Genomic DNA, 23,747 nt, shown 5'->3' with positions numbered 1-23,747 from the left:
CAATACAACATTTGAATGACTAGAATTATTTATTTTATCCTTTCTTTCTTTATAATGGTCGGCGTAACATTCGCTGGTGAGAAATATTGTTTTAATTGTCACCACAAATACAAAATAGGTGATAAAAAAAATGAAACCTATGATTTTGAGTTTGATTTACAAACTAATAAATTATCTGTAAAAGTTAAAAAACAAATATCACGTAAAGATACTGGTTTAGTTTCTTACATCTTATTTGAAAACAATAAGATTTTAGTTGATGAAAATAGAAAAAGTAAATATCGGGGACCATATCCTTCGCATTCCATAGGTAAGTCTTTGGTATCTTTAGTTACAGGTTATGCAATGTGTGGTGGTTATATTAATCATACTGTTTATGACAGAATAGATTACCCAACGGTTGAAGGTACTTTATATGAAAATCAAAAATTAATTAACTTACTTAATATGCAGGCAGGTGATGATAAAATAGTAGGACAAAGAATTTACGCATGGGACAACCCTATCAAAGGTAAAGGTCCTAATGTTAATACTATACCTATCAAAAAAGTTATGAAGAAATACTTTAAAAATGTTGATGGTTTAGAACCTGGTACTTATTATAACTATAGTGCCATGACAACCAATGTTATTATGAACTATGTTATTTACAAAACTGGTGATAACTGGAACAAGTTATTACATAAGATATTTGTAGAAGACGCTAAAGTTGCTAAAAGAGTTTATTTTCATAAAACTTTATATGCTAATAAAACTGGTAACAGAAAATCTGGTGAATACGGAAGATATTCTTTCTATGCTGATAGATATGATTATGTAAGAATTGCTAACATGATGATGATTCATTGGAACAATGATACTTGCGTTGGTAAGTATTTAAAAACAATGTATGAAAATAGAGTTGATAAACAACATGGTGAGTATAGTATATATAAAGGCAATCATAGATCAGCACAAACTTACGGTGGTCAGTTTCACTTTGACCCAATCGGATTAGAAGACAGACCTATTTTAATGATGGATGGTGCTTACGGACAACAAGTAGTGATTGATTTTAATAATAACAGAATTATTACTGCTCATTCTGTTGAAAGAAATTACGACTATCATAGTTTAATATATTTACCATTGGGTTATAAGAAACAACCTAAAAAATGTGGAGAGAGAGATTCTATGGGCAGAGTAATAGAATGTCCAAATCCTGCTTAAGAAATTAATTACTCTTTGTTGTTAATAATAAACTAGGGTTGCCTTCAGCACCGTTTTTTGATTCTAAAAACTTCATTGAACATTCATTGCAGATTTTTGTTTAGGGTAAAAAAAAGGGCAGTAAAATCTGCCCTTTTTGAATTTTGATTTGGGTTGGAACGATTACATTCCCATTCCGCCCATGCCACCCATGCCGCCCATACCACCAGGCATACCACCAGGCATTCCGCCAGCAGCATCTTTTTCCTCTGGTTTGTCAGCGATCATTGCTTCTGTAGTTACTAATAATCCAGCAATTGAAGCAGCGTCTTGTAAAGCAGTTCTTACAACTTTTACTGGGTCTATGATACCCTTTGCAAACATATCACAATACTCTTCGTTTTGAGCATCGTAACCGTTAGTTTTTTTCTTCTGCTCTAATAATTTACCAACTACCACTGAACCATCTACACCAGCATTTTTAGTAATTTGTCTAATTGGAGCTTCCAATGCTTTTCTGACTAGATCAACACCTGCTTTTTGGTCATCACCTTTTGCTTTAACTTTATCAAGCTCTTGAGCAGCATAAAGAAGAGCACATCCACCACCAGTTACAATACCTTCTTCAACGGCAGCTCTAGTAGCGTTTAAAGCGTCTTCAACTCTGTCTTTTCTTTCTTTAACTTCAACTTCGGTTGCACCACCAACTTTGATAACTGCAACTCCACCAGCTAACTTAGCAAGTCTCTCTTGAAGTTTTTCTCTGTCATAATCAGAAGTAGTTTCTTCAACCTGTTGTTTGATAGAAGCACATCTAGCTTCAATATCAGATTTTTTACCACTACCATTAACGATAGTGCTGTTATCTTTATCAACTTTGATTTTCTTGCAAGATCCAAGATCATCAAGCTTAACATTTTCAAGTTTGATACCTAGGTCTTCAGATATAACCTGACCTCCTGTTAAAATAGCAATATCTTCAAGCATAGCTTTTCTTCTATCACCAAAACCTGGAGCTTTAACAGCTACAACTTTCAAACCACCTCTAAGTTTGTTTACTACTAAAGTTGCTAAAGCTTCGCCTTCAACATCTTCAGAAATAATCATTAACGGTCTACCAGCTTGAACCACTGCTTCTAAAAGAGGAACCATTGGTTGTAAATTAGTTAATTTTTTTTCATGTAATAAAATAAAAGGATTATCTAATTCTGTAGTCATTTTATCACTGTTAGTAATAAAATACGGTGATAGATATCCTCTATCAAACTGCATACCTTCAACTACATCTAATTCTGTTTCAATACCTTTATTTTCTTCAACAGTAATAACTCCCTCGTTTCCAACTTTTTGCATTGCTTTAGCAATCATAGTTCCAATTTCTTTATCACCATTTGCAGAAATTGTTCCTACTTGAGCAATTTCATCACTGTCTTTTACCTTTTTGGCAGATGCAACAAGACTATCTTTTACTGTTTCTACAGCTGCATCAATTCCTCTTTTTACATCCATAGGATTCATGCCAGCTGTTACATACTTCACACCTTCTTTTACAATAGCTTGCGCAAGTATAGTTGCAGTCGTGGTTCCATCACCAGCTTCATCGTTAGTTTTGCTAGCAACTTCTTTAACCATTTGTGCACCCATATTCTCAAACTTATCTTCAAGATCTATTTCTTTAGCTACAGACACACCATCTTTAGTAATTCTAGGTGCACCATAAGATTTATCCATTACGACATTTCTTCCTTTTGGTCCTAAAGTTACTTTAACAGTGTCAGCTAAGATATTTACACCTCTAATCATTGCTGCTCTTGCTTCAGCATCAAATTTAACAACTTTTGCCATTATTTTTCTCCTTTAAATTAAATTACTTACCTGAAATACCCATAATGTCAGACTCTTTCATTATGCTGTATTCTTTACCATTAATTTTGACTTCAGTTCCTGACCACTTGCCAAATAAAACTTTATCACCAACTTTAACGTCCATTGGAATTATCTTTCCATCCTCAGTTTTTGCTCCACCACCTACAGCTACCACTTTGCCTTCTTGAGGTTTTTCTTGAGCCGTATCAGGTATAATTATTCCTCCAGCAGTCTTTTCACTGCCGTCTAATACTTCGATTAAAACTCTGTCATGTAACGGTTTAAACTTCATAAATTCTCCTTTATAAATCTTTATAAATATGCACTTCATATAGATATTTCACCGCCTATTTCAAGATCAGAAAGACTTAAGGATATTAATAATGCTAGTAAATTCAGGATTTTATGGTTTATACCTTAAAATATGACCAAAAATTTAGATTCAAATGGCTTACAATCAATTGCCGATAATTATGATCTTTTTTATGTAGACTTATGGGGTGTTGTTCATAATGGGGTTAATCTTCATGAAAAAGCAATAGGTGTTTTAAATGAGCTTTTAAAAAAAAAGAAAATGTTCGTACTTTTAACAAATGCCCCAAGACCAAATAAAACTGTTCAAAATTTTTTGGAAAAGATGGGTATGGACAAAGTACTCAGAGATCACGTATTTACCTCAGGAGAAGCAGCATTGAATTATTTGAAAAAATCTTATTTATCGAAAAAGTTTTATCACATAGGTCCACCCAGAGATTTTGATTTATTTTATTTATTTGAGAAAAATAAGTGTGAAGATATTAGTGATAGTGAATATTTATTGTGCACAGGGTTATTTGATGATCACGATAAGGATTTAAAATTTTACAAAGATTTACTTGAGAAACATATTACCAAAAAAATGATTTGTACAAATCCAGATTTAATCGTTGATCGTGGTGAAGTTAGAGAGTTGTGCGCAGGTTCAGTCGCAATGGTTTTTGAAAAAATGGGCGGAGAAGTGGTATATTTTGGAAAACCACATCCAGAGGTCTATAATCAGTCAACTGACAATAAAAATAAAAAAATATTAGCAATTGGTGATAATTTAAATACTGATATCAAAGGTGCAAATCTTTTAAATTATGACTCTTTATTAATTAGTAATGGAATACATAGATATGAAATAAAAAATAAAGGTATACAAGATGTTTCAAAAGAGTATGAAGCGATAGTTAATTTTATTCAATCAGATTTAAAATGGTAAAACATTATACAAATTTTAATATTAAAAAAACACACAGAGGATCAATTATTTTAATAGGTAATTTTGATGGTTTACATTTGGGGCATCAAAAATTATTTCAATTAGCACAGTCATATAAGAAAAAATATAATTTAAAAATTGGTGTTGTGAATTTTGATCCAATGCCAAAAATGTTTTTTAATAATAAATTAAAAAATTTTAGGCTTTCTAATAGTAATCAAAAAATTAAATTACTTAGTAACTTAAAAGTAGATTTTGTTATTACAAAAAGATTTGATAAAAAATTTTCAAAAACTAAAGCACTTAATTTTATATCTCATATTTTAAATAAAAAACTTAGTTCCAAATTTATTTTTGTCAGTAATAATTTTAGATTTGGAAATAAAAGAGAAGGAAATGTTAATTTACTAAAAAGATACGAGCAATTATTTAATTATAAAGTTGTTAAACCTGAACCATTAATTAAAAGTAAAAAAATTGTATCATCATCTTTAATAAGAAATCTTTTAGAAAAGGGTTTGTTGGATAAAGCTAATAATCTTTTAAAAAGAAATTGGACTATCCAAGGAGTAGTTAAAAAAGGAAGACAAGTTGGAAAAAAAATTGGATTTCCAACCTGCAATATAGACATTGGCGATTATGTTTTAGCAAAACCGGGGGTTTATGCTGTCAAAGTTTTGAGAAAAAATAGCTCAAAATATATAAAAGGTATTGCTAATCTTGGGTATAGGCCAACATTTAATCAAAAAAAAATATTATTAGAAGTTCATCTATTTAATTTTTCTGGAAATCTTTATAATAAGCTTTTATCAGTAGAGTTTTTAAAGTTTATAAGGAAAGAAAAAAAATTTAAAAATGTAAATCAATTAAGATCTCAAATAAAAAAAGATTTAAATATTGCAAAAAAAACCAAATGACTAAATCACAAATAAATCTGCCTAAAACAGCTTTTTCCATGAAAGCTAACTTACCTACTCGAGAGCCAGAAATTCTTGAATATTGGAAAAAAATAAATCTTTATGACGAGCTAAGAAATGAAAGTAAAGGAAAGGAAAAATTTGTTCTTCATGATGGGCCCCCTTATGCGAATGGAAATATCCATATGGGAACAGCTCTTAATAAAATTCTTAAAGATATAATTGTAAAATTTCATCAAATGGATGGAAAAGATTCTATTTATGTTCCGGGTTGGGATTGTCATGGTTTGCCCATTGAGTGGAAAATTGAAGAACAATATAAAAAAAACAAAAAAAACAAAAACGAAGTTCCTATAGTTGAGTTTAGAAAAGAATGTAGAACATTTGCTGAGAAGTGGATTGAAATTCACAAAAGTCAATTTAAAAGATTAGGTGTCGTTGGAGATTGGGAAAATTATTATTCCACAATGAGCTTTGATGCAGAGGCACAAATAGTTAGGGAGCTTGGTAAATTTTTAAAAGAAGGAAGTTTATATAGAGGTTTTAAACCTGTGTTGTGGTCAACAGTTGAGAAGACTGCACTTGCTGATGCCGAAGTAGAATATCAAGATCATAAATCAGATACAATTTATACTTCGTTTAAAGTTAAATCATCTAATTTAAAAGATTTGGTTGGAGTTGAAATTGTTATTTGGACAACAACTCCATGGACAATACCAGCTAATAAAGCTTTAGCATATAATGAGTCTCTTGAATATGTTATTTTAGAAATAAATGACGAAGGTGATTTTAAAAATAGAAAAATTGTTATTGCTGACGCTCTACTTGAATCAGTCGTTAAAGAGTGTGGATTAAAAGAATATAAAAAAATTCTTACGTTTAAAGGTAAAGAATTTAAAAATACTATTTGCAGTCATCCATTTTTGAACCTTGGTTATGATCACGATATCCCTATGTTGGAAGCTAGATTTGTAACAACTGAGCAAGGAACTGGAATTGTTCACTGTGCACCAAGCCACGGACCTGATGATTTTAATTTATGTCTGAACAATGATATTAAAGCTATTGAAACTGTGGATGGAGATGGAAAATATACAAATAATGTTAAATTGTTTGAAGGAATTCATATTTTTAAAGCAAATCCCATTGTAATTGAAAAACTCAAAGAACAAAAAAATTTATTATTTAATGGTGAGCTAGTCCATTCTTATCCACATTCATGGAGATCTAAAGCCCCACTTGTTCATAGAGCTACACCTCAGTGGTTTATATCAATGGAAAGTCATAAATTAAGAGATAAAGCATTGAAAGCAATTGATGAAACTACTTTTTATCCAAACAAAGGTAAAGAAAGATTAAAATCAATGATTGAAACAAGACCTGACTGGTGTGTTTCAAGACAAAGAGTTTGGGGCGTGCCTCTTCCAATTTTTGTGAATAAAAAAACAAAAGAAATTTTAATTGATGATGAGGTTATCGAAAATATTTCATCAATTTATGAAAAGGAGGGTTCAGATTGTTGGTTTTCAGATGATCCTCAAAGATTTTTAGGTAAGAAATATAAAGCTGATGATTATCAAAAATTAAGTGATATCGTTGAAGTTTGGTTTGATAGCGGTTCAACTCACTCTTTTGTATTGGAAAAAAGAGAGGATTTAAAATGGCCAGCATCAATGTATTTAGAGGGTTCAGATCAACATAGGGGCTGGTTTCATTCATCATTATTAGAATCTTGTGGAACGAGAGATAGAGCACCTTTCGAGTCAATTTTATCTCATGGTTTTGTTGTAGATGGCAAAGGCCTAAAGATGTCGAAATCGCTGGGAAATGTAATAGCACCTGAAGATATTTTGAAAAAATATGGCGCTGATATTTTAAGAATTTGGGTAGCATCATCAAATTATGCTGAGGACTTAAGAATAGATTACTCCATTTTAGATCAACACGCAGAGTCTTATAGAAAAATTAGAAATACTTTTAGATATTTACTAGGAAACATTAATGATAAATATGAAACAATAAATTTTGATGAGCTAGATGTAGATAGTTTACCTGAGTTAGAACAGTTAATGCTACATAAAATTTATGTTTTAAATAGTAATTTTAAAAAATATTTTAAAAATTATGATTTTCACAATTTATATAAAGAATTATTAAATTTTTGCACTGTTGATTTGTCTGCTTTTTACTTTGATATTAGAAAGGATAATCTTTATTGTGATTCTATAGACACAGAAAAAAGAAAATCAACAATTTTACTTCTTAATATTATTTTAAATGCTCTACTAAAATGGTTTGCACCCATACTATCTTTTACAACAGAGGAAATTTTTAAATTGTTGTTTAAAGACCAAAAAAGTATTCACCTTGAAAAATTTTTAGAATTTCCTGATAAATTTAAAAATGAAAAGCTTAGTAATAAATGGATTGAATTAGTAAAAATAAGAAATATTTGCAACATAAGTATTGAAGAAAAAAGAGCTAGTAAGGATATAGGATCTAGTTTAGAAGCAGATTTAAAGATACAACTAAATCAAAAATTAAAAAGTCTTACAGAAAATACAGATTTTTCAGAACTTTGTATAACGTCAAGTGCTGAAGTTAGTTATAAGGATGATATCGAGACAACCGCAATTACTAGCAAGGCAAATGGATCGAAGTGCTCTATTTGTTGGAAGATAAAAGAATCATCTTGTAGTAGAGCTAATTGTGCTGTGAACATAGCATGATAAAAAAAAATTTTTTTATTAGTTCATCTGTTATTTTTTTAATTTTTTTACTTGATAGGGTTTCTAAAACTTATGTAATTTATTTAAATGATAAATTATTAGGAATTGAAATATTATCTTCAAAATTTTTGAATATACGTTTAATTTGGAATGAAGGAATTGCATTTGGCTTATTATCGTTCAATGATAAAATTATTTATAATTTATTAACTTTTATAATTTTTATTATTATTTTAATAATTTTTTTTATGGTTCTAAAGAGTTATGGACTTAAAAAATACTCTTTTTTAATGATATTAGGAGGTGCAATAGGAAATGTTTATGACCGTATATTTTATGGAGCTGTTCCAGATTTTATAGATTTTCATATAGGAAATTTTCATTGGTTCATATTTAATGTGGCTGATATATTCATTACTTTAGGTGTTATTTTTATGATAATAATTGAAATTACTGGTAATAATAAAAACAATAAATATGAAATACTTTAAAATATTAGTTTTTTTTAAATTAATTTTATTTCTTTATTCATGCTCAACACTTAAAGAAGGATTTACAAATCAAAAAAAGTCAAGCAGCGATGAATTTCTAGTCGAAAAAAAATCACCACTTGTAATGCCTCCAGATTATAATGATTTGCCTGTACCTGATCAGAATAATAAAACGGCAGAGACCAATGAAAATAAAATAAAAGATCTTGTATCAAAAAAAAACAATGAAAATGCTGAAATGAATAATGCTGAAGATGGTAATTCGAATATAGAACAGTCAGTATTAAAAAAAATTAAGAATTAATGCTAACCTCGGGTATTAGCTTTGTTAATTTTAAAAAAAAAAACAAGTCTTTTAAACTAAGAAAAAATTTACAATTAATTATTAATGATAAAAATGAGATACTTAACTCATTAAGTAAAAATTATCAAGATAGTTATAAAAAAAATTTAATTAATAAGTATAAAGCATTTTCAAATTACAGAATAATAGGAATGGGGGGTTCAATACTTGGAACTCGAACAATTTATGAATTTTTACAACATAAAATAAAAAAAAATTTTTTATTTATTGATAATCTTCAGAATACTTTATCTCAAAGTAAAAAAAAAACTGTTAATATAATCGTGTCAAAATCGGGAAATACAATTGAGACGATTACAAATTCAAATATAATTATAAAGAAAAATAATAGAAATATTTTTGTCACCGAAAACAAAAAGAATTATCTTTATCGATTAGCAGAAAATCTCAAAGGAGAAATCGTCCATCATAATAATTATATTGGTGGAAGGTATTCAGTTTTATCTGAAGTAGGAATGTTACCAGCCGAATTGATGGGTTTAAAATCTAAAAATTTTAGACAATTTAATTCTTTAATAAAAAATAGAAGATTTTTAAATTCACTTATTACCAATGTTGGTTCAATACTTTATTATATTAAAAAAAGAAAGTTTAATTCTATAATTATTAATTATGACGAAAAGTCTGAAAGTTTATTTAAATGGTATCAACAACTAGTTGCAGAAAGTTTAGGTAAGAAAAAAAAAGGACTTTTGCCAATAGTATCAAATATGCCAAAAGATAACCATAGTGTAATGCAACTTTATTTAGATGGTTTTCAAAATAATTTTTATACATTCTTTTATGTTTATGAAAAAAAATCAAAAAAACTAAATAATAAAATTATATTACCATCACATAAATTCTTAAAAAATAAATCAATATCAAAAATTATTTATTCTCAAAAAAAAGCCAGTGAAAATATTTTTTTGAAAAAAAATATACCATTTAGAAGTTTTGAAATTAAAAAAAGGGATGAAAAAACTTTAGGGGAATTGTTTTCCTTTTTTATTTTAGAAACAATTTTACTTGGTAAGGCACTAAAATTAAACCCTTATGATCAACCAGCTGTTGAATTAATTAAGAAAGAAACAAAAAAAATTTTAACTTAAATTGGATAAAAAAATTATCTTTGAAATTCCATATTTTTTTTCTTCTATGATTTTGAAGTTTTTTGGAAAAATATCTTCTTCTTTATGATGTCTATGAAGAATAATAATGGCGTTTTTTTTAAGTATTTTATAATCAGTAATCTTTTCAAATATTATATTTATATTTTTATCTTTGTATGGTGGATCTAAAAAAATAATATCAAATTTATTTTCAAAGTTATTAAAAATATCATCTTTATAAATATCTTTTTTTATTATTTTACAATTATTGATTGACTTTAAGTTGGATAGATTTTTTTCTAAAATTGGTAAAACTCCTATATAATTTTCTATAAAAAATACTTCTTTTACTCCTCTTGATAAGCATTCTAGACCAAAAGACCCAACTCCAGAAAATAAATCTAAAATAGTAGAATTATTAAAATCAATTTTAAATTTATTTGAGTGGTTAATGATATTAAAAATAGATTCTTTTGCTAAATCCTTTAGAGGTCGTGTCTTTTTATCTTTTGGTTCTAAAATTTTTTTTCCTTTAAAAGAGCCAGATATTATTCTCATTATTCAACAACCTTATAACCTATATCTTTCCTAAAAAAACCACCAGTCCAGTTTAATTTTTCTAAATTTTCCACTACATTTTTTTTAGCTATTTTGAAATCATTTGAAAGACTAACAAAATTTAAAACTCTTCCTCCAACTGCTAAAATTTTTTCATTTTTTTTTATAGTACCCGCATGAAACATATAGTTATCTAAATTAAGTTTAATATTATTTAAGTTATTAATTTGAATATTTTTTTTAAATGCATCGGGATAACCATTCGAGCACAAAACAACACATAAACTTTTTGCATTTTTCCATTCAATATTAATTTCTTTAAGCTCTTTTTCACAACAGGCTAAAAATATATCAATAAGATCTGTTTTTAATCTTGGAAGTATAGTTTGACATTCAGGATCACCCATTCTCACATTATACTCAATTAAATAAGGTTCATTATCTACAATCATTAATCCTGTGTATAAAAAACCCTTATACTCAGATCCCATTTCCGATAAACCTTTTAGGGTAGGATTAATTATTTTATTTATAATTTTTTTCTCTAGTTCATTATTAATTAACCTTGAGGGAGAGTAGGCGCCCATACCTCCAGTATTTTTCCCTTTATCGCCTTCCAAAACTCTTTTATGATCTTGTGCAGTTTCAAATGTTTTAAATGAGACACCATCATGAATAGTAAAAAAACTCATTTCCTCACCTTTTAGAAACTCTTCTATTAAAATATTTTTAGCTATACCAAACTTTCCATTAAAAATTTCATCTATTGCTGTTTCTGCTTCCTCTTTACTATGACAAATATAAACTCCTTTTCCAGAAGCTAGATTATCTGCTTTAACAACTATTGGAAAATTGGAATTATTGACAAAATTTTTTGCTTTACTACTATCTTCAAAAATTCCAAACTTAGCAGTTGGAATTTTATATTTTTTACAAAGTTCTTTAGTAAAAATTTTCGATCCTTCAAGTTGAGAGGAAAATTTATTTGGTCCAAAGACTTTTATTTGAAATTTTTCTAAATAATCCACCAAACCATCAACTAACGGTTTCTCTGGACCTACAATTATTAATTCAATTTTATTTTCAAAAATAAAGTTTTTTAAATTTTCAAATTTCTCAAGATCAATTTTAACGTTTTCTGCAATTTGCTGAGTTCCAGCATTTCCTGGAAAACAAAATATTTTATTGATTTTGTTGGAATTCTTTAAACTTTGACATATTGCGTGTTCTCTTCCACCACTTCCTATTATTCCAACTTTCATATAAAACTGTATAAACTAAAAATGAAAAAAAAATTAGCAAAAATAAAATATTTACCAAATAATTTTCAAATTATTGAACAAGGGGATTATGTTGAATGTGCTGTCTCTGGAAAGAGAATTGATCTAGAAAATTTAACTTATTGGAATGTAGAATTACAAGAACCATATTTCTCATATATGGAAGCGGATAAAAAAAGATCAGACACAAACAAAAAATAAACTTATTTCCATCTATTGTGCGACCATATCCAATTCTCTGGCTTACTTAAAATAAACTTTTCAAGAATTTGATTTAAATTGTCAGTTATTTGTTGTTGGGTTAAGTTTTGAGGAAAGAAAAGAGGTTGATTTATAGTAATTTTGAATTTTAACCCATTAATCCTTTCAATATAAACAGGGACTATTGGTATATTGAATTTTTTAACTAACTGAGCTGGTATAGTGGTGGTAAGTGCTTTTTCTTTAAATAAAGGTGATAAGATGCCCTCCGACACTCTCTGGTCAATCATTAGAGCAGTAGAGTAATTTTTTTTTTTTAATTTAATTAATTTTTTTAATCCAGCTAAACCTTTTTTAATTTGATTTTTACAAATATATTTTTTTCTAATACTTTCCATTATTACATTTAAAAATATATTATTTAAAGGGCGATAAATAGCAGATAAGTTTATACCAGATTTTTCTATAAACATTGCCATAAGTTCAAAATTACTCAAATGACCAGAAATAAAAATTACTTGTTTGTTGTTTTCTTTAATATCATTTAAAATTTCTTTACCTTCAATTTGTACTTCAGAAGCCAATTTTCCATATCTAAAATCTTTGAGAAAAATATACTCTGCAAAAATTCTTCCATAATTATTCCACATCGAGTTTTCAATATTCTTTAAATTAGTTTCATCAATTTCAGGCAAAGCTCTTTTTATGTTATTATGAATTACTTTTTTTGATCTAAAAAAAGGACCGATCATTTCAAATATTTTTCCACTTATATTTGAAGATAGTTTAGGTCCAATAATTTTAAAAAAAATAAAGAAAAAAATTGAGAATAAAAATTCAAAAAAATATTTAATATATTTCATAATTAATTAATAAATTTAATTAGTTTCTCCTCATCAATTATTTTTAATTCTGATTTTATAAATTTTATTTTACTATCATTTTTTTCATTTAATCTTAAAAAATCCTTTTCAGTTGTAATTATTTTGCAATTTAATAATTCTGCTTCTGAAATGATTTTATTTAAATCATTTCCATTGTATTGATAATGGTCAGAAAATTCTAAATCTTTTTTAATTTTAAATCCATGTTCTTTAAGCATCGCAACAAAGGTTGCATGATTGCCAATTCCAGAAAATACCAAATAATCATTTTCTTTTTTAAATTCGTTTAAATTTGTAATCTCATATTTTCCTAAATGAATATTTATTTTAGAATTAATTTTTAGTATTTGTGTTTTTATTTCATCTAAATTTTCTAAATTGCCATTTAAAAATACGTGATCATAATTCTTCAAATTTCCTATATCCTCCCTTAATGGTCCAGCAGGAATAGTCATTCCATTTCCTATCCAGTTAATATTATTAAAACAAATAAAACTTAAATCGTATGTAATAGATTTATCTTGAATTCCATCATCAAGTATCGCTACTTCATAATTTTCATCAATGGCATTTTGTAAAGCTTTTCTTCTATATGAGGATAAAAATAGCTTACCATAATTACTTAAAAGTTTTTGCTCATCAGCTTGATTTTTATAAGACTTTTTAATAAAGCAGGATTTAATTTTTCTTTTTTTAAAGATTTTATTTATTTTAATACATAATGAAGTTTTACCAGTGCCACCGATATAAAAATTTCCTACACAAATAGTTTTGATATTCATTTTAGCATTATCCGGTTTTTTTTTAAGATAATTAAAAATTTGTATTATTAATGCTGCTGGAAATAATAAATATGCCAATATATTTGGTCTCTTTTTATCCCAAAAATTAGGTTTTTTTAAATTCATTATTAATTAGATAATTTAATTCATTTATAGTTTTCTTTAAAATTTTTTTTCCTATTTGTTTTATTTTTTTACCTGAATTTTTATTTTTTTTAAAAACAATTGATGATGCAAGTTGCAATGGTGTATTAATTTTTTTAGCAATATTTAATAACTCTAAATGCTTATATACATCCTTAAAATTATCTGTATTAGGTCCATGTAGTATTTTTGATCCTAATCTTGCAGCTTCTAGAGGGTTCTGTCCCCCTCTATTAATTATAGATCCTCCTAAAAAGACTGTGGAACTGATTTTATGAAATAATTTAGTCTCACCAAATGTATCAACAATATAAATATCAATATTTTTTAAAGTTTTAATTTTTGAGCTGTGATAAGCTACTTTTAAATCAATTTTTTTCATTTCTAATGCTATTTCATTTGCTCTATGTACATGTCGAGGAATAATTATAGTAATTAGGTTTTTAATTTTTTTTTTAAGTTCTTTGTGAGCATAGGCGCAAAAAATTTCTTCATTTTTATGTGTGCTAGAGGCTACCCAAATTTTATTTCTATTAAATTCAGATTGTAATTTTTTATTTTTTATTATGAAATTCTCTTCTGGATTTGCAGCAAATTTGAGATTTCCTATGAGATTTATTTTTTTGGTGTTTATTTTTTTTAAAAAATATTTGGTTTCAATATTTTGTGGATAGGCAATTGTTACCATTTTAAAAATTAATTTTGAGAAAAATTTAATTTTTAACCATCGATTAAAGGTTTTGTTTGTAATTCTTGCATTTAATAAAATTAAAGGAATTTTTTTTTTTTGTAAATTTTTAAACATATAAGGCCATATTTCTGACTCTATAAAAATTGCCAAACTTGGTTTCCAATAGTTTAAAAAATTCTTTGTAAACAAAAAATGATCAATAGGATAAAATTGATGAACAGTTTTTTTAAAATTAAATTTTTTTAAAACATATGAAGAACTTAGTGTAGATGAGGTGATTAATATTTGGTCAATAGATTTTTTTTTTTCATAATATTTTATGATTGGTATAATACTTAGAACTTCACCTACACTAGCACCATGAAACCATATAATTTTACCTTTTCTTCTTTTAACTGTCGATATGCTAAATTTTTCAATAAATCTTTTTTTATCCTCTTTTTTTTTAAAAATTCTAAAGATAATAACAAAAGGAGAAATTATTATGAGCAAAGAAATAATAATTTGATAAATTAAAAACATATTTATTTTTGAATTTGTTTTTCATAAAAACTCTTATACAACTCTGACTTATTCATTAGGTCATTATGTTTGCCACTATCTACTACTTGTCCAGAATCAATTACATAAATATTATTTGAATTTAAAATTGTTGATAGTCTATGAGCAATAACAATTGTAGTTTTGTTTCTTGTTAAAATTTTCAATGCTTCTTGTATTTTATTTTCTGTTTCAGAGTCCAATGATGATGTTGCTTCATCTAATAATATGATTGAACTCTTTTTTAACATCGCTCTAGCTATAGATAGCCTTTGTTTTTCACCTCCAGATAATCTAACACCATTTTCTCCTATTAAAGTTTCATATTTATTTGGAAGTTTATTAATAAACTCCTCACAAAATGAGAGTTTTGCAACTTTGTAGACCTCCTCATTTGTTGCATGCTCATTCGCGTATTTAATATTATTTTTAATTGTATCATCAAACAAAGTAGTTTCTTGACTTACCATTGATATTTCGTTTCTAAGAGACTCAATTTTGATTTTATAAATGGATTGATTATCTATAGTTATATCTCCAGATTGTGCATCATAAAATCTTGGTATTAAATTTAAAATTGTCGATTTTCCTGATCCACTATGCCCTACTAGTGAAGTCATTTTTCCTCCTATGAATTCAAGGTTAATAGAATTTAATGTAGTCTTTTCATCTGTTTCATAAGAAAATTTAAGGTTTTTAAATTTTATATCTGAATTTTTAACATTAAGAGTATCAGCGTTATTTATATCAATAATATTATTTTTTTGATCAATAATAGGTATAATCCTTGAAGCAGCAGATAAACCTTGATTTAAGGTTATATTTAAAGTTGATAGTGCTCTGACAGGTTGATATGCTAACATCATAGCGGCTAAGAAGGAGAAAAAATTATTTATATCAACTTCTCCATTAGCCATAAGCTTTCCTGAATAAAAAATTAAAACAGCAATCATTATGCCTGTTAATATTTCCATTATTGGAGATATTCTTATAAATACGGTTTGTATTTTTTGATTTTTTTCTTTCAATTCTGATAAATGTAGGTTTGCTCTTTCCTTTTCGTAATCTTCTTTTTGAAAGATTTTAATTAATTTATGATTTTTAAATAATTCAACTAAATAAGTTGTTAAAAAACCTGATTTTTCTTGAGCCTCAGTCGCTACCTTGCTCATTCTTTTACCGAGAGTTTTTGCTGAAATACTTGCAAGTGGTATCATTACAATTGATATTAATGCTAGTTTCCAATTCTGAAAAAACATTACAGCTAATAATCCTATTAAAGTAAGAGAATCTTTGAATAAGGACAATACTGCTGTACTTAATAAATTTGTAATATGCATAACATCATATGTTAAATTTGAAATAAATTTTCCTGAGTGTTTTTTGTCTATTATTTGTGTATCAGTTCCAATTAGAGTATTTATCATATCATACTGCAATTTCTTTTTAATCGCCTCGCCAACACCAATCATAATAGATTTTGCAAAATATAATGATAAACCTTTTGTTGTAAAAGCAAGAATAATTAACAATGGAATGAAAAATATTAACGTTTGATCTTTTTCAATGAAAAGTTTTTTAATTGCTGGATCTAGAAGCCATGCAATAGATGAGGTGCTGCCTGCTACTAATATTGAAAAAAAACCTGACAAAAAAATTTTATTTAAATAAATTTTTGAATAATCATTCCATAATCTTTTATAAATTTCAGATTTCTTCATATTAGATACTTTGCAACTAAAATATTTAAAAATATAATTAAACCAAGAAAATTATTACTCTTGAATGCCCTAAGGCAACTTGAAGGATTTTTAAAATTAAAAATTTTCAATTGAAAAAAAAGTAGATGAAAAGAAGGAATTACAAACAATAAAAAATAAATATAATTAAACTTCATAAAATATCCTCCGATCAAAAATAAAATTATTAAAGAAGTGTAACAAAAGAATAAAAACTTTTTCGGTTCCTCTTTAAATTTTATAGAAGTTGACTTAAGTCCTATAATTTCATCATCTTTGATATCTTGATATCCATACACCGTGTCATAACCGAGTGTCCAAAATATGGCTCCTAGATAGAATAGAATTGGGGTGAAATCTATACTCCCTTTTGTTGAAGTCCATCCAAGAATTAGTCCATAGTTAAATGTTACCCCTAAAAACAACTGAGGCCAATAAGTATATCTTTTCATTAAAGGGTAAGAAAAAGCAAGGGGCATTGAACTTAAAGCTAAAATAATTGTAAAAGGATTAAAATTTAATAACACTAAAAGGGCTAAAAAACATAGTCCTGCTGAATAAATAATTGCAAGTTTTATAGAAATTTTTCCTGAAGCAATGGGGCGATTTTTTGTACGAAATACTTTCGTATCAAATTCTTTATCCAATATATCGTTTACAATACACCCAGCAGATCTCATTAAGACAGATCCTAAAAAAAATAGAAATAAATAAAAAAAATAAAGATTTAAACTATCTTTAAAGTCATAAGCTAAAGTTAATCCCCAGGCACATGGCCAAAATAAAAGCATGAAACCAATTGGTTTTTTTAATCTTGTAAGTTCTATAAATAACTTTATTTGGTTCATAATTTACTTGTAAATAACAAAGGGTAGATTCATAATCAAATTGATTCGTATGAATATAGATTACACAGTCACAGCATTAATGTTTCCTGCAATTCCTTTAATGATGGCTGTTTATAGTAATAGATTTCATTCTTTAAGTATTTTAATCAGACAGCTACATGATGAGCATGTTTATGAAAAGCATATTCCACCAGAATGGAAAAAACAGTTTATCAATCTAAGTGGAAGAATAACTCTTTTAAGATGGACAATACTTTTTGCTTCATTTGGATTTCTTTTTAATATGTTGACTGTATTTGCTTTATATTTAGATGAAGTTTTTCTCGCTAGGGTAATTTTTGGATCTTGTTGTTTATCAATGATAATATCAATATTATTTTTTATTAGAGAAATTCAAATTTCAACTAATGCTCTTAAACTTCATATGTCAGATATGGATGTTGATGTTAATTAGGAACTATTACAGCGGGGCCTAAAATTTTTCTTCCCTCAAGATCTTGGTGAGCTTGTATAACTTCCTCTAGCTTATATTTTTTGAAAATTTTAATTTTTACTTTTCCAGAGCTAATTTTTTCAAACATTGTTTTTGAAGCTTCATCTAATTCTTCTCTAGTTGAAAGGTATTGTTGCATTGATGGTCTTACAAGATAAAGACCTTTAGGTTGAATAACTTTTGGCACATTGATATCTGACAATGGTCCAGATGCATTTCCAAAAGAAACCATCATTCCTCTAATAGCTAAACATTCAATAGATCCATCTAGTGTATCTTTACCCACACCATCATAAACAACTGGGACACCCTTACCGTCAGTAATCTCTAAAATTTTTTTTGCAAAATTTTCTTTATTATAATTTATAACATGATCATAACCATTTTCTTTTGCTATATTTACTTTTTCATCCGATCCAACTGTACCTATAACAGTACATCCTAAATTTTTTGCCCATTGTCCAAAAATTTGACCAACACCACCAGCAGCTGCATGAAATAAAATTGTTTCACCTGATTTAATTGGATAAGTTTTATGCAAAAGATAAAAAGTTGTTAAACCTTTTGTCATTAATGTTGCAGCTATTTCTAGATCAATACCATCTGGTACTTTAACCAAATTCTTAGTTGGATAGTTTCTGTGAGAACTATATGAACCTAAAGGAATACCTGCATAAGAAATTTTGTCACCAACTTTGAAATCTTTAACGTTCTCTCCAACATCAGTAATAATTCCAGCACCTTCTAAACCTAAACCAATCGGCAGTTTTAAAGGGTATAAACCTGATCTATGGTAAGTATCAATGTAGTTAAGACCAATTGCTTTTTGTTCAATGGTTACTTGATCAGGACCCGGTTTGTCTAAAGATATATCTTTAACTTCTAAAACTTCAGGTCCACCAGTTTTATTGATTTGTACAGCTTTCATAATTTATTTTACAAACGTACCATTATGATAATCTTGAACTGCTTGCAAGATTTCTGCTTTGGTATTCATCACAAACGGTCCGCCTCTAGCTATTTCCTCATTTATTGGTTTACCCGAAATCACTAAAAACTTAGCATTTGATTTTGCTTTAATACTTAAATTTTCACCTTTAGTTAATAATATTAAAGTACTATCTATAACTTGATCGTGTTTATCTTTTCCAATTTCAATTTCACCACTAATTAAATAAACAAAAGTATTGTGGGTAGATGGTAATTTAAAATTAAATTCTTTACTTTTGTTGAGTTCAACATCAAAATAAACTGGTTCTACGTTATGACCTTTTACTGGTCCTTCAGCATTCTCGAATTTACCAGCAATAACTTTTACTTGTTTCTCATCATCTTTATGAACACTCATTTTATCAGCATCAATATAAAGATATTCAGGCTTACTCATTTTTAATTTAGCAGGCATGTTAATCCATAATTGAAAACCATGAAGTCTTCCTTCTTTCATAGCAGGCATTTCTGAATGAATGATCCCACTTCCCGTTTTCATCCATTGAACATCTCCTGCAGTCATTCTACCTTCACCACCTGTACTATCTTTATGCTCAAAATCTCCAGCCAACATATAAGTCACTGTTTCAATTCCTCTATGAGGGTGGGGTGGGAAACCCGCAATATAATCCTCACTATTTTCTGATCCAAATTCATCAAGCATTAAGAAAGGATCAAAATAATTTGGCTCAACACCAATGCTTCTTTTTAATTTTACTCCAGCACCGTCAGAGGCTGGAATAGGATCAATAATTTTACTTACTTCAATATTTTTCATAATTAGTACATAAGAATTTTTTATATTATATCAAGTAACTTACTAAGGTCTTCGATTTGATGTTTTGGTAAATAATCTAGATTGTCAAAAGTATTACTATTTCTATTAACCCAAATAGAATTATAACCATAATTTCCACCACCAGATACATCCCAAGTATTTGCACTTAAAAAAGTAATTTCATTTCTTTGAATTTGATATTTCTTAACCGGAATATCATAAACTTTAGAGTCTGGTTTATAAACTCCAACTTCCTCAATTGAAAAAATATCATCAAATATATTTTCTAAATTGTTGCTCTTAACCAATTCATTAAGAAGGGCAGGTGTACCATTTGAAAGAATAGCAAGTTTAAAATTTTTTTCTTTTAATGATTTTAAAACTTCAGGAACTTCTTTAAAGGTCGATAGAACTTTATAAAGATCTAATAACTCATTTCTCATAGAAGAATCTATCTCATAAGTTTTCATAGATTTATCTAAACTTTCTTCTGTCACTTGCCAAAAATTCTTATGACGTTTCATTAAACTTCTCAGCCAAGTATATTCTAATTGTGTGGTTCTCCAATAATTGGCGAAACCTTCCCACTTATTACCTATTTTATCTTTACATTTTTCAGCAGCTGAATTCACATCAAATAAGGTACCGTAAGCATCAAAAATTATTGCTTTAATATTTTTCATAAACTAACTTATCCATATGAGTAACATTAGATTATTTTATTCAAAAAGTTTATATCTTAATTTGACTAACAAACTTGATAAATCTCAATCACACTATGTTTCAAAAGTCATGAGACTTAAAGAGAAAGAAGTTTTCTCTCTCTTTAATAGTACTGGCGAATGGGAAGCGAAAATCTTAAATATCTCACAAAACTTAGTTGAATTTAATGTTACAAAACAATTAAGACAGAAAGAAAATAACAAAGATCTCTGGCTGGCTTTTTCTCCAATCAAATCAAATTACTTTAATTTTATGATCCAAAAAGCTACAGAGCTAGGTGTAACTAAGTTTTTACCAATTATCTTTGAAAGAACGATTGTTAGAAAGGTCAATAAAGAGAGATTGGAAAAAGTAATAATTGAAGCAGCTGAACAGTCAAATAGAATAACAGTTCCATCAATTGCGGATCCTCAAAAATTAAAAAGCTTTCTAAGCAATGATATGGATTTAATCTTTACTGACCTCAATACTGCTAATACAAAAATTGATCTTACAAAGTTAACAAATAAACCCACTTGCGTAATCATAGGGCCTGAAGGAGATTTTTCTGAGCGGGAGAGAGAAGAGATTCTCAAATTTAATGGTGTTCAGTCTGTTAAAATCAATGAAAACATCTTGAGATCTGAAACGGCTGTAATTTCTGCTTTATCGATCATAAATTACGCCATTAATTGATATTTTGTCGCTAAAAGTAAAAGTGTATTTTTTTAAAAGACACTCTATATAGGGTAAAAAAATGAAAAAATTTTTATATATATTTCTAACATTTTTTATCACTTCAAGTGCATTCGCTAATCAACCAGTTGATTGGCAACTAGGTTTTCAAAAGGCTGCTTCCGAGACTATGAGAGATATCGTTAATTTCCACGATAAATTGTTGTTACCAATTATAATAGCAATCAGTGTTTTTGTTCTATTTTTGATGGTTTATGCATGTATAAAATTTAGAGCTTCAGCAAATCCAGTTCCATCAAAAAGAACTCATAATGTTGCTGTTGAAGTTTTATGGACTTTAATACCGTGTTTAATTCTGATCGTGATGGCGGTTCCATCATTCAAAATTTTATACAAACAAGATGCAATTCCAAAGGCAGACATAACTGTAAAAGCTATAGGATACCAATGGTACTGGGGATACGAGTATCCAGATGAAAATATTTTTTTCGATTCTTATATGATTGAAACTAAAGACTTAAAAGAAAACGAGCCAAGACTGTTAGCCGTAGATAATGAACTGGTTGTTCCAGTAAATAAAGTTGTTAAGGTAATGATCACTGCTAATGATGTTTTGCATGCATGGGCACTTCCTTCATTTGGAGTAAAACGAGACGCTGTGCCTGGAAGAATAAATGAAACATGGTTTAAAGCAGAAAAAGTTGGAACTTATTATGGTCAATGTTCTGAATTGTGTGGAATTAAACATGCGTTTATGCCAATTGAAGTTAGAGTTGTTACTGAAGAGGAATATCAAGAGTGGTTGTTAGATGCCAAAGTTAAATTTGCAAAAGAAATTAATGAAGAAGATCGATTTAAAAAACTAGCGAGTAAATAATATGTATACACAAACAGCATCACACGACGATCATCATACACCAACTGGTTGGAAGCGTTGGGCTTATTCAACTAACCACAAAGATATTGGAACTATGTATCTGATATTTGCAATTATCGCAGGTGTGATTGGTACTGCATTCTCAGTTTTAATGAGAATGGAATTGATGCATCCAGGTGATGGAATTTTAGGTGGAAATTATCATTTATATAACGTGTTGGTTACTGGTCATGGTTTGATAATGATTTTCTTTATGGTTATGCCGGCAATGATAGGCGGATTTGGTAACTGGTTTGTTCCAATAATGATTGGTGCTCCAGACATGGCATTTCCAAGAATGAACAATATTTCATTCTGGTTACTACCTACATCTTTTATCTTATTAATAATGTCGATTTTCATGGATGGCCCTCCAGGTCAAACAGGAGTAGGAGGAGGATGGACTATTTATCCTCCATTATCATCTACAGCAGGTCAACCAGGTCCGGCAATGGATTTTGCAATTTTAAGTCTACACTTAGCTGGAGCTTCTTCAATTTTAGGTGCAGTAAACTTTATTACTACAATTTTAAACATGAGAACACCTGGCATGACACTTCATAAAATGCCATTATTTGCTTGGTCAATATTAGTTACCGCTTTCTTATTATTGTTATCATTACCTGTTTTAGCAGGAGCAATTACGATGCTTCTTACAGATAGGAACTTTGGAACAGCTTTCTTTGATGCACAAACTGGAGGAGATCCAGTACTATTCCAACATTTATTTTGGTTCTTTGGTCACCCAGAAGTTTATATTTTAATTTTACCAGGTTTTGGAATGATCAGTCATATTGTTTCAACATTTTCTAGAAAACCAGTTTTTGGATATTTAGGAATGGCTTATGCAATGGTTGCAATTGGAATAGTTGGTTTTGTTGTATGGGCTCACCACATGTACACAGTAGGTTTAAGCACAGATACAAAAGCATACTTTTTAGCTGCAACAATGATCATTGCAGTTCCGACCGGTATAAAAATATTTTCATGGATAGCAACTATGTGGGGTGGATCAATTTCATTTAAAACTCCAATGGTTTGGGCCTTAGGATTCATATTTTTATTTACAGTTGGTGGAGTTACAGGTGTAGTTCTTGCGAATGCTGGTGTTGATACTGCAATGCATGATACATATTATGTTGTTGCTCATTTTCATTACGTTTTATCATTAGGAGCTGTGTTTGCCATCTTTGCTGGTTTTTATTACTGGTTTGGCAAAATGACTGGTTACGAGTATTCAGAATGGATGGGTCAATTACACTTCTGGTTAACGTTTATAGGAGTAAACTTAGTTTTCTTCCCACAACACTTTTTAGGCCTTGCAGGAATGCCAAGAAGATATGCTGACTATCCAGATGCTTTTGCGGGATGGAATTACATATCTTCAATTGGTTCCTACATTTCTGTAATTGGATTGGTAGTATTTTTTATAAACCTCGCTTATGCGTTTTATAAGAAAAAGGCTGCAGCACAAAACCCATGGGGAGAAGGTGCTACAACTTTAGAATGGACTGTACCATCTCCGCCTAATTTTCATACTTTTGAAGAATTACCAAAGTTTGAAGATGAAGAGGGTGTTGAAAAATCTACTAGCTAAATATAGCTAACAAGATTTT

At 28.4% G+C, this 23,747-nt stretch carries 24 protein-coding genes; 12 read left to right on the top strand and 12 right to left on the bottom strand.

What is annotated here, in order from left to right:
• Window positions 1-15: 15 nt before the first annotated feature.
• A complete protein-coding gene (locus tag ACTT88_RS05720; protein WP_440908346.1) occupies window positions 16-1,209 on the top strand; it encodes a hypothetical protein in 1,194 nt (397 codons plus the stop codon).
• 162 nt (window positions 1,210-1,371) lie between these two features.
• Here the strand turns inward: ACTT88_RS05720 and groL are convergent, their stop codons facing one another.
• Both groL and groES read right to left on the bottom strand, forming a co-directional pair.
• Window positions 1,372-3,033, bottom strand: a complete 1,662-nt coding sequence (groL, locus tag ACTT88_RS05715; RefSeq protein ID WP_440908345.1) for a chaperonin GroEL — start codon at window positions 3,031-3,033, stop codon at window positions 1,372-1,374.
• A 22-nt stretch (window positions 3,034-3,055) separates the two neighbouring features.
• Complete coding sequence (groES, locus tag ACTT88_RS05710; protein WP_023854741.1) at window positions 3,056-3,346, bottom strand: co-chaperone GroES; 291 nt, start codon at window positions 3,344-3,346, stop codon at window positions 3,056-3,058.
• Between the two features lie 132 nt (window positions 3,347-3,478).
• Between groES and ACTT88_RS05705 the strand changes: the two genes are divergently transcribed.
• The 6 genes from ACTT88_RS05705 to ACTT88_RS05680 are packed head-to-tail and all read left to right on the top strand — an operon-like array spanning window position 3,479 to window position 9,889.
• The gene (locus ACTT88_RS05705; RefSeq protein ID WP_440908344.1) at window positions 3,479-4,297 is read left to right on the top strand and encodes a TIGR01459 family HAD-type hydrolase; all 819 of its coding nucleotides are present in this window, start codon (window positions 3,479-3,481) and stop codon (window positions 4,295-4,297) included.
• Window positions 4,291-5,214, top strand: a complete 924-nt coding sequence (locus tag ACTT88_RS05700) for a bifunctional riboflavin kinase/FAD synthetase (RefSeq protein ID WP_440908343.1) — start codon at window positions 4,291-4,293, stop codon at window positions 5,212-5,214. Before ACTT88_RS05705 ends, ACTT88_RS05700 begins: the two co-directional genes overlap by 7 nt.
• On the top strand, window positions 5,211-7,943 hold the full coding sequence (ileS, locus tag ACTT88_RS05695; protein WP_440908342.1) for an isoleucine--tRNA ligase: 2,733 nt from the start codon (window positions 5,211-5,213) through the stop codon (window positions 7,941-7,943). The genes ACTT88_RS05700 and ileS overlap by 4 nt, the downstream gene beginning before the upstream one ends.
• The gene (gene lspA / locus ACTT88_RS05690; RefSeq protein ID WP_440908341.1) at window positions 7,940-8,434 is read left to right on the top strand and encodes a signal peptidase II; all 495 of its coding nucleotides are present in this window, start codon (window positions 7,940-7,942) and stop codon (window positions 8,432-8,434) included. The genes ileS and lspA overlap by 4 nt, the downstream gene beginning before the upstream one ends.
• Window positions 8,421-8,738, top strand: a complete 318-nt coding sequence (locus ACTT88_RS05685; protein WP_440908340.1) for a DUF3035 domain-containing protein — start codon at window positions 8,421-8,423, stop codon at window positions 8,736-8,738. Before lspA ends, ACTT88_RS05685 begins: the two co-directional genes overlap by 14 nt.
• On the top strand, window positions 8,738-9,889 hold the full coding sequence (locus ACTT88_RS05680; protein WP_440908339.1) for a glucose-6-phosphate isomerase: 1,152 nt from the start codon (window positions 8,738-8,740) through the stop codon (window positions 9,887-9,889). Before ACTT88_RS05685 ends, ACTT88_RS05680 begins: the two co-directional genes overlap by 1 nt.
• Here the strand turns inward: ACTT88_RS05680 and rsmD are convergent.
• On the bottom strand, window positions 9,881-10,447 hold the full coding sequence (gene rsmD / locus ACTT88_RS05675; RefSeq protein WP_440908338.1) for a 16S rRNA (guanine(966)-N(2))-methyltransferase RsmD: 567 nt from the start codon (window positions 10,445-10,447) through the stop codon (window positions 9,881-9,883). The two genes, ACTT88_RS05680 and rsmD, sit on opposite strands and share 9 nt — an antisense overlap.
• The gene (gene purD / locus ACTT88_RS05670; protein WP_440908337.1) at window positions 10,447-11,709 is read right to left on the bottom strand and encodes a phosphoribosylamine--glycine ligase; all 1,263 of its coding nucleotides are present in this window, start codon (window positions 11,707-11,709) and stop codon (window positions 10,447-10,449) included. Before purD ends, rsmD begins: the two co-directional genes overlap by 1 nt.
• A 21-nt stretch (window positions 11,710-11,730) precedes the next feature.
• Between purD and ACTT88_RS05665 the strand changes: the two genes are divergently transcribed.
• The gene (locus tag ACTT88_RS05665) at window positions 11,731-11,928 is read left to right on the top strand and encodes a DUF2093 domain-containing protein (protein WP_440908336.1); all 198 of its coding nucleotides are present in this window, start codon (window positions 11,731-11,733) and stop codon (window positions 11,926-11,928) included.
• A 2-nt stretch (window positions 11,929-11,930) separates the two neighbouring features.
• On the opposite strand, the gene ACTT88_RS05660 is transcribed toward ACTT88_RS05665, so the two are convergent.
• Genes ACTT88_RS05660 through ubiA form a run of 5 tightly spaced genes read right to left on the bottom strand, consistent with a single transcriptional unit; the run spans window position 11,931 to window position 17,556 of the window.
• The gene (locus tag ACTT88_RS05660) at window positions 11,931-12,791 is read right to left on the bottom strand and encodes a lysophospholipid acyltransferase family protein (protein ID WP_440908335.1); all 861 of its coding nucleotides are present in this window, start codon (window positions 12,789-12,791) and stop codon (window positions 11,931-11,933) included.
• Window positions 12,792-12,793: 2 nt separating this feature from the next.
• On the bottom strand, window positions 12,794-13,720 hold the full coding sequence (gene lpxK, locus ACTT88_RS05655; protein WP_440908334.1) for a tetraacyldisaccharide 4'-kinase: 927 nt from the start codon (window positions 13,718-13,720) through the stop codon (window positions 12,794-12,796).
• The gene (locus ACTT88_RS05650) at window positions 13,701-14,951 is read right to left on the bottom strand and encodes a 3-deoxy-D-manno-octulosonic acid transferase (protein WP_440908333.1); all 1,251 of its coding nucleotides are present in this window, start codon (window positions 14,949-14,951) and stop codon (window positions 13,701-13,703) included. Before ACTT88_RS05650 ends, lpxK begins: the two co-directional genes overlap by 20 nt.
• 2 nt (window positions 14,952-14,953) lie before the next feature.
• The gene (locus ACTT88_RS05645; RefSeq protein WP_440908332.1) at window positions 14,954-16,690 is read right to left on the bottom strand and encodes an ABC transporter ATP-binding protein; all 1,737 of its coding nucleotides are present in this window, start codon (window positions 16,688-16,690) and stop codon (window positions 14,954-14,956) included.
• Entirely contained in the window at window positions 16,687-17,556 is an 870-nt protein-coding gene (ubiA, locus tag ACTT88_RS05640; protein ID WP_440908331.1) for a 4-hydroxybenzoate octaprenyltransferase, read from the bottom strand. The genes ACTT88_RS05645 and ubiA overlap by 4 nt, the downstream gene beginning before the upstream one ends.
• Before the next feature lie 49 nt (window positions 17,557-17,605).
• On the opposite strand from ubiA, the gene ACTT88_RS05635 reads away from it, so the two are divergent.
• A complete protein-coding gene (locus tag ACTT88_RS05635; RefSeq protein WP_440908330.1) occupies window positions 17,606-18,010 on the top strand; it encodes a DUF2721 domain-containing protein in 405 nt (134 codons plus the stop codon).
• Here the strand turns inward: ACTT88_RS05635 and ACTT88_RS05630 are convergent.
• Genes ACTT88_RS05630 through ACTT88_RS05620 form a run of 3 tightly spaced genes read right to left on the bottom strand, consistent with a single transcriptional unit; the run spans window position 18,003 to window position 20,500 of the window.
• Window positions 18,003-18,977 (bottom strand): quinone oxidoreductase family protein, encoded by a 975-nt coding sequence (locus ACTT88_RS05630; protein ID WP_440908329.1) that lies wholly within the window; start codon window positions 18,975-18,977, stop codon window positions 18,003-18,005. The genes ACTT88_RS05635 and ACTT88_RS05630 overlap by 8 nt on opposite strands.
• Window positions 18,978-18,980: 3 nt before the next feature.
• Complete coding sequence (locus ACTT88_RS05625; RefSeq protein WP_440908328.1) at window positions 18,981-19,817, bottom strand: pirin family protein; 837 nt, start codon at window positions 19,815-19,817, stop codon at window positions 18,981-18,983.
• Between the two features lie 20 nt (window positions 19,818-19,837).
• A complete protein-coding gene (locus tag ACTT88_RS05620; protein WP_440908327.1) occupies window positions 19,838-20,500 on the bottom strand; it encodes a haloacid dehalogenase type II in 663 nt (220 codons plus the stop codon).
• A gap of 16 nt (window positions 20,501-20,516) precedes the next feature.
• Here ACTT88_RS05620 and ACTT88_RS05615 point away from each other — a divergent pair, with 16 nt between their 5' ends.
• From ACTT88_RS05615 to ctaD, 3 genes are all read left to right on the top strand, one after another.
• The gene (locus ACTT88_RS05615; protein ID WP_440908326.1) at window positions 20,517-21,215 is read left to right on the top strand and encodes an RsmE family RNA methyltransferase; all 699 of its coding nucleotides are present in this window, start codon (window positions 20,517-20,519) and stop codon (window positions 21,213-21,215) included.
• A gap of 61 nt (window positions 21,216-21,276) precedes the next feature.
• The gene (gene coxB, locus ACTT88_RS05610; RefSeq protein ID WP_440908325.1) at window positions 21,277-22,092 is read left to right on the top strand and encodes a cytochrome c oxidase subunit II; all 816 of its coding nucleotides are present in this window, start codon (window positions 21,277-21,279) and stop codon (window positions 22,090-22,092) included.
• A gap of 1 nt (window position 22,093) precedes the next feature.
• The gene (gene ctaD, locus ACTT88_RS05605) at window positions 22,094-23,728 is read left to right on the top strand and encodes a cytochrome c oxidase subunit I (RefSeq protein WP_271560297.1); all 1,635 of its coding nucleotides are present in this window, start codon (window positions 22,094-22,096) and stop codon (window positions 23,726-23,728) included.
• The last annotated feature ends 19 nt before the right edge of the window (window positions 23,729-23,747 follow it).

The sequence above is a fragment of the Candidatus Pelagibacter sp. genome, from assembly GCF_052046145.1.
Lineage (GTDB): Bacteria > Pseudomonadota > Alphaproteobacteria > Pelagibacterales > Pelagibacteraceae > Pelagibacter.
This window is presented reverse-complemented; position numbering and strand designations above follow the sequence as displayed.